Below are 13,837 nucleotides of genomic sequence, written 5' to 3' on the forward strand. Positions count from 1 at the left end.
CAATCAATTGGCATGATATGCCGCGATGCAGCATAATTCACTCGTCTCCTCTATTCTCCTCCAAGAAAATAGATTCAGCCCGCTCCCGTAGCGGGCTTTTTTTTGCCTCAGATTCTGCGCGCGGGCAGCCGCACATCCGCATTTTGCGCCAGCAAATCAGTGAGCCAGCCGGCAAACGCCTGCAGCTTGGGCGTGGCCAGGCGGCCTTGCGGCGTCAGCAGCGACATCGGCATCGGCGTTGGCGGGCAAGCGGGCAGTACGGCCACCAACGCGCCGCTGTCGAGGTGCGGGCGCACCTGGTACAGGGCCGCCTGCGCCAGTCCCAGCCCCTGCAAGGCGCAATCGACGCTGGCGTCGGCATCGTTGACGGCGATGGGGCCGGCCATCTGCACGCGCACCACTTCGCCGCCCTGCAGGAAATCCCAGTCGAAGGCGCGCCCCGTGCGGCCCGAGTAATGCATGATGCCCTGGTGCACGGCCAGGTCGGCCAGGGTCTGCGGCGTGCCGTGCTGCGCCAGGTAGGCGGGTGAGGCGCACGTGATGAAGCGCATCAGGCCGACCTGCCTGCCGATGAAGGCGGAATCCTGCAAGGTGCCCACGCGCAAGGCGCAATCGATGCCTTCCTGGGTCAGGTCGACCAGGCGGTCCGTCAGGCTCAGCTGCAATTGCACGTCCGGCCAGGCGGCGTGGAAGTGCGCGAGATGCGGCACGACCAGCCTGCGGCCCACCGTATTGGGCAGGTTGATGCGCAGCAAGCCGCGCGGCTTTTTCGCGTCGGGACCGCGAAACGCCAGTTCCGCCGTGTCGACGGCCTTCAGGATGTCGATGCAGTGGCGAAAGTACTCGGCGCCTTCCGGCGTCAGGGACAAACGGCGTGTGCTTCGCTGGAGCAATTGCGTGCCCAGGTAGGCTTCCAGTTTTTGCAGGGTGGCCGTCAGCGCGGCGCGTGGCAAATTTAATGTTTCGGCCGCCTTGGAAAAGCTGTTGGCCTCGACGATGCGCACAAACGTTTGCATGGCCTTGATCTTGTCCATCGTGATTGTTCATTTAATGTGAAAAGTGTAGGGTGATTATGCCCTAATTATCTTAGTCCCGGCTTTGCCTAAAATAGCCACATCCCTAACGAACCGAGGAAATAATATGCACAAGGCCTCTTCCCACGCTGGCGCAGCCGATATTTCACCAGGCATGGTGCTGCTGCTGGCCATCGCTTCCGGCCTCATCGTCGCCAACCTGTATTACGCGCAAACCCTCGTCGGGCCCATCAGCGCATCGACGGGCCTGTCGGCCAAGGCGGCGGGGCTGATTGTTACCCTGACGCAAGTGGGTTACACGCTGGGCCTGCTGTTTGTCGTGCCGCTGGGCGACTTGCTGGAAAACCGCCGCCTGATCGTCACGGCCTTGCTGGTGACGGCCGTGGCCCTGGCCGTGGCGGCCCTCTCCACGGGTGCCGTCGTGTTCCTGGCCGCCGCGCTGGCCATCGGCCTCGGTTCCGTGGCGGCGCAGGTGATCGTGCCGTTTGCCGCCCACTTGTCGCAGGAAGCGACGCGGGGGCAAACCGTGGGCAAGGTGGTCAGCGGCTTGTTGCTGGGCATCATGCTGGCCCGCCCCGTGGCGTCGCTGGTGGCGGCCCATGCCAGCTGGCACGTGGTGTTTGGCGGTGCCGCCGTGCTCATGCTGGCGCTGGCTGCCGTGCTGCGCCGCGCCTTGCCCGTGCGCCAGCCCGTGTCCAGCATGCGCTATCCGGCCTTGATGGCCTCGCTGTGGCATTTGCTGCTGGGCACACCCGTGCTGCGCCGCCGCGCCGCCTACCATGCGGGCCTGTTTGGCGCCTTCAGCCTGTTCTGGACCGTCACGCCGCTGGTGCTGGCCAGCCCCGCGTTCGGCCTGTCGCAAACGGGCATCGCCATCTTCGCCCTGGTCGGCATGGCGGGCGCCATCGCCTCTCCGATCGCCGGCCGCCTGGCCGATGCCGGCCATACCTTGCCGGCCACGGCCGCCGCGCTGGCGCTGGGCATCGTCGCGTTTGCCTTGCCGATGTTCGCGCCAGAGTCGAAGCACGTGGCGCTGGGCTTGCTGGTCGTCGCCTCCATCGTGCTCGACATGGGCGTGGCGGCGAATCTCGTGCTGGGCCAGCGCGCCATCTTCAGCCTGGGCGCGGAAGTGCGGGGCCGCCTGAACGGCCTGTATTTCGCGCTGTTCTTCGCCGGCGGCGCAGCAGGCTCGGCCATCGGCGCCTGGGTATATGCCAGCTATGGCTGGCCGGCGACCTTGCTGGCTGGCATGGCGTTTCCGGGACTGGCCCTGCTGGTGTGGCTGGGTGAATTTCTGGTGCCGGCCGCACGCCGCACGGCCTGAAGAGCCTGATGGCGCCTCATTATCACTGAGGCGAATTTCCATCATCATGAATATAAAGTGGCGTGATATGCCGCGATGCCGCATCATGCACCTGTCTCCTCTATCTCCTCCAAGGAAATAGATTCAGCCCGCTTCCGTAGCGGGCTTTTTTTTTGCTTGCCTGGATCAGATCACCACCAGATCCAGCGCGCGCATGAAATTGGCCGCCTGCGCATGCGTGATGACGGCGCCTTTCAGCAAGGACGCTTCGCTCAATTTGAAGCCATCGATATCGGCGCCGCGCAAGTCGGCGCCCTGGAACTTCGCCAGCTTGATCGTGGCGTTGCGCAGGCTGCCGCCTTCGAAGACGGCGTCGCGGAAATCGCAGCCGGCCAGGTAGGCATCGGAAAAATCGAGCTGTTTCAATATCGCCTTGCGGAATGAGAAGCCGCGCAAATCGGCGCCCACCAGCAGGCTGTCCTCGAACGTCAGGCCCAGGTGGGCCACTTCCTCGAACGAGGCGCCCGTCAGCTTGCAGCCGCGGTAGGTGGCCGAAGCCAGCTTGGCGCGCCGCCATTTGCTGTTGTTCAAGTCGCAGCCTTCGAAGCTGGCGTCGACGGCGTCGACGGATTCGAAATCGGCACTGCCGGCGCGGCAGCGGCGCCACGTGCTGCGCGCCAGCTTGCTGGCGAACAAGGTTGTCTCTGCAAACGTGCAGCGTTCGAAGGTGCAGCCCTGCAGATCGAGGCGCGACAGGTCTTCGCCATCGAACGCGCAATCGATGAAATGACGCACTGATTGCGCCAGTTGCTGTTCCATGCCGGCGCGGTCCAGGGTCATGCCGGTTGCTGCCGTGTCGTGTGTTGCCATCCGTTTTTATTCCTAATCAAAGCAGGGGAGGGATGGCGCGGCGGGAAAGATGCACGAACCAGACCATCTCCCCGGCTGGTGTAACAGCCAAGGGTCAGCGCCGTGGGTCCGCGTGGGCGGGAGCATGCCGGACGGTGCCGGGCACTTACCGGGTTACCAACCGGTGCGCTCATTTTCGATCAGCGCGTATTGTAGCGCGTCCGAATCGCGCTTGCCAGTGTGCGCAAGCCCGGGTTAGTATCGTTGCAGGCGCAGCCACTGCGCCAACGTCGCTCGGACGGATCCGGGCGCTTACGTACAGAGATAACCATGACCGACAGCCAAGCTCCGCGCAGCTTTTCGCGCATCAATCGCCTTCCCCCCTACGTTTTCAACATCACCGCCGAACTCAAGATGGCCGCGCGCCGCCGTGGCGAGGACATCATCGATATGTCGATGGGCAATCCCGATGGCGCCACCCCGGCCCACATCGTGGATAAGCTGATCGACACGGTGAAACGCCCCGACACGCACGGCTATTCCGCCTCGAAAGGCATCCCCCGTTTGCGCCGCGCCATTGCGCACTGGTACAAGAAACGCTACGACGTCGAGATCGACCCGGACAGCGAGGCCATCGTCACCATCGGCTCGAAAGAGGGGCTGGCCCATTTGATGCTGGCGACACTAGACCGTGGCGACACGGTGCTGGTGCCCAACCCCAGCTACCCGATCCATATCTGGGGCGCCGTCATCGCGGGCGCCGATATCCGCTCCGTGCGCATGGGGCCGGGCGTGGATTTCTTTGCCGAACTGGAACGGGCGATACGCGAAAGCTACCCGAAGCCGAAGATGATGGTGCTGGGCTTCCCGTCGAACCCGACGGCGCAATGCGTGGAACTGGAATTCTTTGAACGTGTCGTCGCGCTGGCGAAACAGCACGATATCCTGGTGGTGCATGACCTCGCGTATGCCGACATCACCTTCGATGGCTGGAAGGCGCCGTCCATCATGCAGGTACCGGGCGCGCGCGACGTGGCCGTGGAATTTTTCACCATGTCTAAAAGCTACAACATGGCGGGCTGGCGCATCGGCTTCATGGTGGGCAACGCGGAACTGGTGGCGGCGCTGGCGCGCATCAAGAGCTACCACGATTACGGCAGTTTTACCCCGGTGCAAGTGGCGGCGATTGCCGCGCTGGAAGGCGACCAAAGCTGCGTGACGGAGATCTGCGCCCAGTACCAGCGTCGCCGCGACGTGCTGGTGAAAGGCTTGCATGAAGCGGGCTGGATGGTGGAAAAGCCGAAGGCGTCGATGTATATCTGGGCGCATATCCCCGAGGCTTACCGCCACCTGGGTTCGCTGGAGTTTGCCAAGCTGTTGTTGCAAAAAGCCAGGGTGAGCGTGTCGCCCGGCATCGGCTTCGGCGAATATGGCGATGAATACGTGCGCTTCGCCCTGATCGAAAACGAGGCCCGCGTGCGGCAAGCGTTGCGCGGCATAAAGAATATGTTGCGTTCTGGCGACGGAAAAACCGGGGCGGCAGCATAAAAGTTTCCGTGTGGAATGATCTGTTGCCCCTAATATCACTGCTGCGTATTTCTGACATCACGAATATAAAGTGGTTTTATATGCTGCAACGCGGCATCATTCAACTGTCTCCTCTATCTCCTCCAAGGAAATAGATTCAGCCCGCTCCCGCAGCGGGCTTTTTTTTGCCTATTTTTCCGTGCCGTCCTTGTCCTCTTTGTCTTCCGTGCCGTCGTTGAGACCGTAGAACTTGACGCCCAGGTGGATGCGCTCGCGGCCCATGGCGACGCGGTGCTCGTTGCTGTCGCGCAGGGAATAGATGCAGCCGCAATACTCTTGCTGGTAGAAGTTCTCGCGCTTGCTGATCTCGATCATGCGGGCCGAGCCGCCACCCTTGCGCCAGTTGTATTCCCAGTACAGCAGATCCGGATAATGGGCGGCCGCGCGCACGCCGCTGCCGTTGATCTGTTTCATGTCTTTCCAGCGCGAAATACCCAGCGAGCTGGTGATGACGGGGAAGCCGTGCTCGTGCGCATACAGGGCCGTGCGCTCGAAGCGCATGTCGAAGCACATGGTGCAGCGGATGCCCCGTTCCGGCTCGTTTTCCATGCCCTTGGCGCGCGCGAACCAGTTGTCGCGGTCGTAATCGGCATCGATGAAGGGGATGCCGAATTTTTCCGCGAAACGGATGTTCTCGTCCTTGCGCAGCTCGTATTCCTTCAGCGGGTGGATGTTCGGGTTGTAAAAGAAGATCGTGAAGTCGATGCCGGACGCCAGCATCGCTTCCATCACCTCGCCCGAGCAGGGCGCGCAGCACGAGTGCAGCAGTACCTTGTTCTTGCCTTCCGGCCAGGCCAGCCTGGCGCGTTTGAAATCATCGTGCAGGGTGGCCAGGTCGGCCGGTGCCAAGGTGGTGTCGCTCAGGTCAGTCATGTCGGGTGTGCCCATGGATGCGTTCACATGAGTATTAATAATGGATGGATGAAATTTTACCATTATTTTTCATGGATGGAAGCTTCTATGATGTCTCCATACTTCACCAGGAGGAACTGCCATCATGACCGTCACGACACACAATCTGGGCTACCCGCGCATTGGCGCCAAACGCGAACTGAAATTCGCTCTGGAAGATTACTGGAAGGGCAACAGCACGCTGGATGCGCTGGAAGGCCATGGCGCCGAGTTGCGCCAGCGCCACTGGCAAGACCAGAACGCGCTGGACCTGGCGCCCGTCGGCGATTTTTCCTTTTATGACCAGGTGCTGGACCTGAGTTTTACCCTGGGCAACCTGCCGCAGCGCGTGCGCGGTCTTGGCGGTGCGGCCCTCGATAACTATTTCCGCGTGGCCCGTGGCCGCTCGGCCAGCGACAGCGATTGCAGCTGCGTGCACGCCGGCGAAATGACGAAATGGTTCGACACCAATTATCACTACATCGTGCCGGAATTCGCGGCCGACACGCAGTTCAAGCTCGACACCAGTCGCCTGTTGCAGCAACTGGCGCAAGCGCGCCAGCTGAGCGTGAAAGCCAAGCCCGTGCTGATCGGCCCCGTCACCTACTTGTGGCTGGGCAAGGCGAAGGACGACTCCGACAAGCTGGCGCTGCTGCAAGGCTTGCTGCCCGTCTACGTGCAACTGTTGCAGGAACTGGCGGCCCAGGGCGTCGAGTGGGTGCAGATCGACGAGCCCATACTCGTCACGGAGCTCGACACTGCCTGGCAGCAGGCGCTCGTCACGGCCTACGGTGCCTTGAGCAAGGTCAACAATGTCAAATTGCTGCTGGCCACGTATTTCGGCAAGCTGCAAGACAACCTGGCGCTGGCGTGCGCGCTGCCCGTGCAAGGCCTGCACCTGGATGCCATCAACGCCCGTGACGAAGTGGGGCAGCTCATCGCGCAATTGCCTGGCACCAGCGTCTTGTCGCTGGGCGTGGTGAATGGCCGCAATATCTGGAAGACGGACTTGACGGCAGTGCTGGACTGGCTGGAACCCGTGCACGGCAGCCTGCAGTCACGCCTGTGGATCGCGCCGTCGTGCTCCTTGCTGCATGTGCCGGTCGACCTGGACAGTGAGCAAAAGCTCGACGCCGATATCCGGTCCTGGCTGGCTTTTGCCCGCCAAAAACTGGACGAAGTGCACACCATCGCTGGCGCCCTGAATCATGGCCGCGCTTCCGTGCAAGCGGCGCTGGACGCCAACCAGGCGGCCGTGCAGGCGCGCCGCCAGTCGCCGCGCGTGCACAATCCGGACGTGAAAGCGGCCGTGGCCCGCATCGACGCCAGCCTGGGCCAGCGCGCCAGCGGCTATGCGGAACGGGCCGCCAAGCAGGCTGCGCTGCTGAAGCTGCCGCTGTATCCGACGACGACCATCGGCTCCTTCCCGCAAACGGCGGAAATCCGCCAGGCGCGCAGCCAGTTCCGCAGCGGCCAGCTGGACGAGGCCAGTTATAAAAAGCTGATGCGGGCGGAAATCGCCCATTGCGTGCAGGAACAGGAAACCCTGGGCCTGGACGTCTTCGTGCACGGCGAAGCGGAACGCAACGACATGGTCGAGTATTTCGGCGAACAGCTCGATGGCTACACCTTCAGCCAGTTCGGCTGGGTGCAATCGTACGGCTCGCGCTGCGTGAAGCCGCCCATCCTGTTCGGCGACATCAGCCGCCCGCGCGCCATGACGGTCGAGTGGAGCACCTACGCCCAGTCGCTGACGGACAAGCCGATGAAAGGCATGCTGACGGGCCCCGTCACCATCCTGAACTGGTCCTTCGTGCGCGACGATCAGCCCCGCTCCGTGTCGTGCCACCAGCTGGCGCTGGCCATGCGCGCCGAAGTGCAGGACCTGGAACAGGCCGGCATCCGCGTGATCCAGATCGACGAGGCGGCGCTGCGCGAAGGCTTGCCATTGCGTAAGTCGCAATGGACCGAGTACCTGCGCTGGGCCGTGGAATCGTTCCGCATCACGGCCAATGGCGTGGCTGACGAGACGCAGATCCACACGCATATGTGTTATTCGGAATTCAACGACATCATCGCGCAGATCGCCGACATGGATGCCGACGTGATCACGATCGAAACTTCGCGCTCCGACATGGAATTGCTGGATGCCTTCGACGACTTCAAGTATCCGAATGAGATCGGCCCTGGCGTCTACGATATCCACTCGCCCAACATCCCGAGCCAGGAACAGATGGTCAAGCTGATGCGCAAGGCGGCCGAGCGCATTCCCGCGCAGCGCCTGTGGGTCAACCCCGATTGCGGGCTGAAGACGCGGGGATGGAAAGAGGTCATCCCTGCGTTGGCGAATATGGTGGCGGCCGCGAAAACCCTGCGCGGCGACAGCGTCGCATAGGCTTGTCAAGGGGCAGGGGAGGTCGGCATGGCTGAGATATAGAACAAGCGTATTTCTGTCATCACAACATACCATTGGATAATGATGCTGCGATGCGGCATCATTCTCTTGTCTCCTCTATCTCCTCCAAGGATGTAGATTCAGCCCGCTCCCGTAGCGGGCTTTTTTTTGCCTGTCTGCATAGACTACAGCACATTCGCCGCCACGGCCGAGCTGTAATTGCGCGCCAGCGCCGTGATGATGGCCGCGATCGCCTGCGGGTTGTCGGCGCCGCCGAAGTGCGCGGCATACAGCTTCTTCGCCGCTTCGATCTGCGCATTCGTCAGTTTCACGGCGTAAGCCATGCGCACGGTTTCAGGATTGTTCAGCGTCATTTTTTTACCTTGAGGACAGGGGGTTTCGTTGGCGTCGCGAGCCTTGCTCGCGCAAAGAATTGCAATTACAATCGTTGCATTTGCAATCGTATAGGCAATGTCTGCCTTGCGCAAGCGATACCGATACCAATACAGGAGCTGCCATGCATACGCCCCCTTCATTTTCCCCTCCGCCACCGCCAGGCGGCGAGACGCGCCGTGCCGCCCAAGCCTGTCTGGCCGCGCTCGCGCCGACGCCAGGCTTGCCGCCAGCACACGCTTCGCCACGCCGCGCGCTGGGCGCCATGGCGGGCCGCCTGAAGCAGGGCGGCGCCATGGTCGCGCGCATGTGCCTGGGGGAGTCGCCATCAGCGGACGGCGACGCCTGGGCACTGGGCGCGTCCGCAGGCGCATGGTCCTTGCGCTACCGCCATGGAGCGATGCAGGAGGAAAAGCCGTTGCTGTACCTGTGCAGTCCCGCCTCGCTCCCGGCATTGCGCGGCGTGCTGGCCGAGTCGGGTGAGCGTGGCATCGTCTGTAACGATGCGGAAACGCAAGCCTCGCACTGGCACAAGGGCGTGCAGCCCGCGCTGCCCGCCTGGCTGGTTGCGCAGCATAATTGCACGCCGTTCGACCCGGCTAACGGCGAGGAAGTGCGCGCCATCCTGCGCGCGGCCCTGGAAACCCTGTATGTGGCACGGCAGCCCGGCTATTTCTACCTGGCCACGCATGATGAGGATGCGGACGATTCGACGGTGGCGGCGCCCTTGTCGGCCGCCGATGCGGCAGCGGCCGGCCTGGGCATGTACCGCGTGTCGCCGCTGGGTGCGGCGCCATGCCGGGTGCGCCTGTGCGGGGCGGGACGGATGCTGGCCGTCGTTGCCGATGCCGCCCGCCTGCTGGAGGAAGACTGGGGCATTGTCGCGCAAGTGTGGAGTTGCCCCAGCTACACGCGCCTGGCGCGCGATGCACAGGCGGCGGAGCAATGGAACTGCCGCCATCTGCGCGCCGTCCCCAGGCTGGCCCATGTGCAGCGCTGCCTCGACGGCAGCGCCGCGCCCGTCATCGCCGTCACCGCTTATGGGCAGCATATCGCGGGCCAGATCGGCGCTTACGTGCGCGGACGCTTCCTCGCCGTCGGCGCCGATGCCGCGATGGAAACGAGCGCGCCCTGGCTGGCCGTCACGGCGCTCAAGGCCCTGGCCGACGACGGCGCGCTGCCCGTGCGGCTCGTCGAGGACGCGCTGCGGCGTTACGCCTTGCTCTGAGCGGCGCTGCGGGCCGCCTCGGCGGCGCGGGCCAGGGCGGCGCTGAAGTCCTGCTGCTCGCCGCTGTCAAATTGCGCCAGGAACAGGTCCGCCACCGTGGCCTGGTAGACGGCCCACATCTTCTTGCGCAAGACCTTGCCATCTTCCGTGATGGAGACGAAGGCGGCGCGCCCGTCGTCCATCGAGCGCGTGCGCGTCACCAGCCGGTCCGTTTCCAGCTTGTCCACCAGGCGCGTCAGGTTATAGCGCTCGATGGCCAGCGCATCGGCCAGCTCATGCATGCGGCGCGAGCCGTCCTGGCCACTTTCCAGGCCCCACAGCACGTCATACCACGCATACACGGGCAAGTCGGCCGCGGCGAGGCGGCGCTCGATTTCGCGGATCATCAATCGGTGCGTGCGCACGAACGAGAACCACAGGTCGGGCGCCTGCGCCGATGTAGTGGCGGGCGCGGTTGCGGACTCAGTTGCAGACATAAGTATTCCTCTCATTCGCTCACAGTTGCAAATGCAATTATAGCGCTATACAATGGCCGGCATAGCGATTGCAAATGCAATGATTGCATCGGCAATTATTCGTGTAGCTGAAATGCCCTTACCCAGGAGACCGCCATGCCCACATCCCTTGCTGTGCCCGATATCGATCCGCAGGAAACCCAAGAATGGCTGGAGGCGATGCAGGCCGTCGTCGCCGTGGAAGGGCGCCCGCGCGCCCATTATTTGCTCGACCAGCTCGTCGATTCCGATGCCGCGCAGCACGGCGGCCTGCATGGCCGCGTCACCACGGCCTATACCAACAGCATCGCTGCCGAACGCCAAGGCGCCTATCCGGGCGACCTGGCCATCGAGCGCCGCCTGAATGCCTACATCCGCTGGAACGCCATGGTAATGGTCTTGCGCGCGGCGAAACACTCGAACGTGGGCGGCCACATCGCCACCTACCAGTCGGCGGCCGTGCTGTACGACGTGGGCTTCGACCACTTCTTCCGTGGCCGCACGGACCAGTTCGCCGGTGACCTGGTCTACATCCAGGGCCACTCCGCGCCCGGCATCTATGGCCGCGCCTACCTGGAAGGCCGCATCACGGAAGCGCAACTGGACAATTACCGCCGCGAAGCGGGCCGCGAGGGCCTGTCCTCGTACCCGCATCCGCGCCTGATGCCCGACTTCTGGCAATTTCCCACCGTCTCCATGGGCCTGGGCCCGCTGACGGCCGCCTACCAGGCCCGCTTCATGCGCTACCTCGAGTACCGTGGCTTGAAGCAGCACCAGGGCCGCAAGGTGTGGGCCTTTCTCGGCGATGGCGAGATGGACCAGCCCGAATCCCTGGCCGCCATTTCGCTGGGCGGACGCGAGCGCCTGGATAACCTGATCTTCGTGGTGAACTGCAACCTGCAGCGCCTCGATGGTCCCGTGCGCGGCAACAGCAAGGTCATCCAGGAGCTGGAAGGCACGTTCCGCGCGAACGGCTGGCATGTCATCAAGGTCATCTGGGGCAGCGGCTGGGATGCCTTGCTGGCGCGCGATACGAGCGGCTTGTTGCGCCAGCGCATGATGGAATGCGTGGATGGCGATTATCAGACCTTCAAGTCGCAGAATGGCGCGTATGTGCGCGAACATTTCTTCGGCAAGTATCCGGCACTGCTGGCGCTGGTGGCGCACCTGTCGGACGACGATATCTGGCAGCTGACGCGGGGCGGACACGACCCCGAGAAAGTCCACGCCGCATATGCCGAGGCCATGCGCACGCCTGGCCGTCCCACCGTGATTCTGGCGAAGACCGTCAAGGGCTTCGGCATGGGCGAGGCGGGCGAGGGGCAGAACATCAACCACCAGCTGAAAAAGATGAGCGCCGACGCCGTGCGCGCGTTCCGTGACCGCTTCGCCTTGCCCGTCAGCGATGCCCAGCTGGAAGAGATGCCGTATCTGAAACCGGCGCCGGACAGCGCGGAAGCGCGCTACTTTGCCGCCCGCCGGGCGCAGCTGGGCGGGCATATCCCGGCCCGCATCGGCAAGGCTGATGCCTTGCCCGTGCCGCCGCTGTCCACGTTCGCCACCCAGCTCAAGGATAGCGGCGAGCGGGGCGCGTCGACCACCATGGCCTTCGTGCGCATCCTCGGCACCCTGCTGAAAGACCCCGCCTTGAGCAAGATCATCGTGCCCATCGTGCCCGACGAATCGCGCACCTTCGGCATGGAAGGCCTGTTCCGCCAGATCGGCATCCATTCCTACCTGGGCCAGCTGTATACGCCGCAGGACGCCGGGCAGCTCAGCTATTACAAGGAAGCCAAGGATGGGCAGATCTTGCAGGAGGGGATCAACGAATCGGGCGCCATTTCGTCCTGGATCGCCGCCGGCACCTCGTACAGCAACCATGGCCTGGCCACCATCCCGTTCTACATTTTTTATTCGATGTTCGGCTTGCAGCGCGTGGGCGACCTGGCCTGGGCGGCGGCCGATGCCCGCACGCGTGGCTTCCTGCTGGGCGCCACGTCGGGACGCACGACGTTGATGGGCGAAGGCCTCCAGCATGACGATGGCCACAGCCATGTGCTGTCGTCCGTGATTCCCAACTGCATCTCCTACGATCCCACCTATGCCTACGAGCTGGCCGTGATCATCCACGACGGCATGCGCCGCATGTTTGCCGAGCAGGAAGACATTTTTTACTACATCACCTTGCTCAACGAAAACTATCCGCACCCGGCCATGCCGGCCGGGGCCGAGGCGGGCATCCTGCGGGGCCTGTACCTGCTGGAGGAAAGCCAGGACGCGGCCGCACCGCGCGTGCAGCTGATGGGCAGCGGCTCCATCCTGCGCGAAGTGCTGGCCGCCGCCGCGCTGCTGCAGCAGGATTTCGGCGTGGCGGCCGATGTGTGGAGCGCCACCAGCCTGACGCAAGTGCGGCGCGACGGCCTGGCCGTGCAGCGCTGGAACATGCTGCACCCGGACAGTGCGCCGCGCGTGCCGTATGTCGCGCAATGCCTGGCCGGCCGGCAAGGCCCCGTCGTGGTGGCCACCGACTACATGAAGATCGTCGGCGACCAGGTGCGCCCGTTTGTCACCGACCGGCATTTCGTCACGCTGGGCACGGATGGCTTTGGCCGCTCCGATACGCGCGAATCGCTGCGCACCTTCTTTGAAGTGGACCGCCATTTCATCGTGCTGGCCGCGCTGACGGCGCTGGCCGATGAGGGGAGGGTGGCGCGCAGCCTGGTGGGCGACGCCATCCGCAAGTACGGCATCGACGTGGAAAAGCTCGATCCCGCATCCGTGTAACCTTTTCAGGAGACTGATCATGAAGCTGTATTACGCAACGGGCACGTGCTCGCTGTCGCCGCACATCGTCGCCATCGAGGCGGGCATCGCGCTGGAACTGGAGCGCGTCGACATCAAGGCCATTCCCCGCATCACGGAAACGGGCGCCGATTATGCGCGCATCAACCCGAACCTGTACGTGCCGGCGCTGGCGCTCGACGATGGCACCATCTTGCTGGAGGGAACGGCCATCGTGCAATACCTGGCCGACCTGGCGCCGGCCAGCGGCCTGGCGCCGCCGCCGGGCACGCTGGCGCGCGTGCAACTGCAGTCGTGGCTGGGCTTTATCGCCACCGAGCTGCACAAGGCCTACAGCCCCTGGCTGTTTCACCCGGAATACGGCACGCAGGCGCAGGACGTGGCCCGCTCGCGCATCGCCGCGCGGCTTGACTATGTGGAGCGGCAACTGGCGGCCGGCGGGCCGTATCTGCTGGGCGAGCACTATTCGATCGCGGATGCCTATCTTTATACCATCCTCGGCTGGTCGGCATATGCCAGGGTGGATCTGTCGGCCTTTTCGCGGGTCGAACACCTCATCGCGCGCGTGGGCGAGCGTCCCGCCGTACGGGAAGCGCAGCGCGTGGAGGCCGGACGGCAAGCGGCGTGAGACGGGGAGCCGCGAGGGCAGGGGCGCAGATATTGATAAATCATATTTCTATCATCACAACATACAATTGGATCAATATGCTGCAATGCGGCATCATGCACCTGTCTCCTCTACTTCCTCACAGGAAATAGATTCAGCCCGCTCCCGCAGCGGGCTTTTTTTTGCCCGTTTTTTACTGCCGCCCACGGCGCACGCTTGCTTGTCATACGGGCATCGTGTTGCTTTTGTGCATG

The 13,837-nt window shown here is 63.6% G+C and carries 11 protein-coding genes; 6 read left to right on the top strand and 5 right to left on the bottom strand.

The features are described 5' to 3' along the window. Positions 1–107 precede the first annotated feature (107 nt). Positions 108–1,034: a LysR family transcriptional regulator gene (locus tag O0880_RS09230; protein ID WP_289886117.1), complete on the bottom strand. Its 927-nt coding sequence runs from the start codon at positions 1,032–1,034 to the stop codon at positions 108–110. A gap of 106 nt (positions 1,035–1,140) precedes the next feature. Here O0880_RS09230 and O0880_RS09235 point away from each other — a divergent pair, with 106 nt between their 5' ends. After that, positions 1,141–2,358: an MFS transporter gene (locus O0880_RS09235; protein WP_289886118.1), complete on the top strand. Its 1,218-nt coding sequence runs from the start codon at positions 1,141–1,143 to the stop codon at positions 2,356–2,358. A 165-nt stretch (positions 2,359–2,523) separates the two neighbouring features. Here the strand turns inward: O0880_RS09235 and O0880_RS09240 are convergent, their stop codons facing one another. After that, positions 2,524–3,207, bottom strand: coding sequence for a pentapeptide repeat-containing protein (locus tag O0880_RS09240; protein ID WP_289886119.1), 684 nt, complete (start codon positions 3,205–3,207; stop codon positions 2,524–2,526). Positions 3,208–3,516: 309 nt separating this feature from the next. Between O0880_RS09240 and alaC the strand changes: the two genes are divergently transcribed. Continuing rightward, positions 3,517–4,734 carry an alanine transaminase gene (alaC, locus tag O0880_RS09245; RefSeq protein WP_289886120.1) on the top strand — a complete coding sequence of 406 codons (1,218 nt, stop codon included), beginning with the start codon at positions 3,517–3,519 and terminating at the stop codon, positions 4,732–4,734. Positions 4,735–4,902: 168 nt separating this feature from the next. Here the strand turns inward: alaC and O0880_RS09250 are convergent, their stop codons facing one another. After that, entirely contained in the window at positions 4,903–5,646 is a 744-nt protein-coding gene (locus tag O0880_RS09250; RefSeq protein ID WP_289886121.1) for an epoxyqueuosine reductase QueH, read from the bottom strand. Positions 5,647–5,770: 124 nt separating this feature from the next. Here O0880_RS09250 and metE point away from each other — a divergent pair, with 124 nt between their 5' ends. Continuing rightward, positions 5,771–8,059 (top strand): 5-methyltetrahydropteroyltriglutamate--homocysteine S-methyltransferase, encoded by a 2,289-nt coding sequence (gene metE / locus O0880_RS09255; protein ID WP_289886122.1) that lies wholly within the window; start codon positions 5,771–5,773, stop codon positions 8,057–8,059. Between the two features lie 185 nt (positions 8,060–8,244). On the opposite strand, the gene O0880_RS09260 is transcribed toward metE, so the two are convergent. After that, the gene (locus O0880_RS09260; protein WP_071323145.1) at positions 8,245–8,433 is read right to left on the bottom strand and encodes a hypothetical protein; all 189 of its coding nucleotides are present in this window, start codon (positions 8,431–8,433) and stop codon (positions 8,245–8,247) included. Positions 8,434–8,576: 143 nt separating this feature from the next. Here O0880_RS09260 and O0880_RS09265 point away from each other — a divergent pair, with 143 nt between their 5' ends. Beyond that, entirely contained in the window at positions 8,577–9,680 is a 1,104-nt protein-coding gene (locus O0880_RS09265; RefSeq protein WP_289886123.1) for a pyruvate dehydrogenase, read from the top strand. On the opposite strand, the gene O0880_RS09270 is transcribed toward O0880_RS09265, so the two are convergent. Beyond that, positions 9,665–10,156, bottom strand: a complete 492-nt coding sequence (locus O0880_RS09270; RefSeq protein ID WP_071323146.1) for a MarR family transcriptional regulator — start codon at positions 10,154–10,156, stop codon at positions 9,665–9,667. The genes O0880_RS09265 and O0880_RS09270 overlap by 16 nt on opposite strands. A 135-nt stretch (positions 10,157–10,291) precedes the next feature. Between O0880_RS09270 and aceE the strand changes: the two genes are divergently transcribed. Both aceE and gstA read left to right on the top strand, forming a co-directional pair. After that, positions 10,292–12,958 carry a pyruvate dehydrogenase (acetyl-transferring), homodimeric type gene (gene aceE, locus O0880_RS09275; protein WP_289886125.1) on the top strand — a complete coding sequence of 889 codons (2,667 nt, stop codon included), beginning with the start codon at positions 10,292–10,294 and terminating at the stop codon, positions 12,956–12,958. Positions 12,959–12,977: 19 nt separating this feature from the next. Then, positions 12,978–13,604, top strand: coding sequence for a glutathione transferase GstA (gene gstA, locus O0880_RS09280; protein ID WP_289886126.1), 627 nt, complete (start codon positions 12,978–12,980; stop codon positions 13,602–13,604). The last annotated feature ends 233 nt before the right edge of the window (positions 13,605–13,837 follow it).

This window comes from Janthinobacterium sp. SUN118 (assembly GCF_030397695.1).
Classification (GTDB): domain Bacteria; phylum Pseudomonadota; class Gammaproteobacteria; order Burkholderiales; family Burkholderiaceae_D; genus Janthinobacterium.

Bases quoted from the DNA above. Each gene is read 5' to 3' on its own strand.
- O0880_RS09230 (WP_289886117.1), bottom strand. From the start codon at position 1,034: ATGGACAAGATCAAGGCCATGCAAACGTTTGTGCGCATCGTCGAGGCC.
- O0880_RS09235 (WP_289886118.1), top strand. From the start codon at position 1,141: ATGCACAAGGCCTCTTCCCACGCTGGCGCAGCCGATATTTCACCAGGC.
- O0880_RS09240 (WP_289886119.1), bottom strand. From the start codon at position 3,207: ATGGCAACACACGACACGGCAGCAACCGGCATGACCCTGGACCGCGCC.
- alaC (WP_289886120.1), top strand. From the start codon at position 3,517: ATGACCGACAGCCAAGCTCCGCGCAGCTTTTCGCGCATCAATCGCCTT.
- O0880_RS09250 (WP_289886121.1), bottom strand. From the start codon at position 5,646: ATGACTGACCTGAGCGACACCACCTTGGCACCGGCCGACCTGGCCACC.
- metE (WP_289886122.1), top strand. From the start codon at position 5,771: ATGACCGTCACGACACACAATCTGGGCTACCCGCGCATTGGCGCCAAA.
- O0880_RS09260 (WP_071323145.1), bottom strand. From the start codon at position 8,433: ATGACGCTGAACAATCCTGAAACCGTGCGCATGGCTTACGCCGTGAAA.
- O0880_RS09265 (WP_289886123.1), top strand. From the start codon at position 8,577: ATGCATACGCCCCCTTCATTTTCCCCTCCGCCACCGCCAGGCGGCGAG.
- O0880_RS09270 (WP_071323146.1), bottom strand. From the start codon at position 10,156: ATGTCTGCAACTGAGTCCGCAACCGCGCCCGCCACTACATCGGCGCAG.
- aceE (WP_289886125.1), top strand. From the start codon at position 10,292: ATGCCCACATCCCTTGCTGTGCCCGATATCGATCCGCAGGAAACCCAA.
- gstA (WP_289886126.1), top strand. From the start codon at position 12,978: ATGAAGCTGTATTACGCAACGGGCACGTGCTCGCTGTCGCCGCACATC.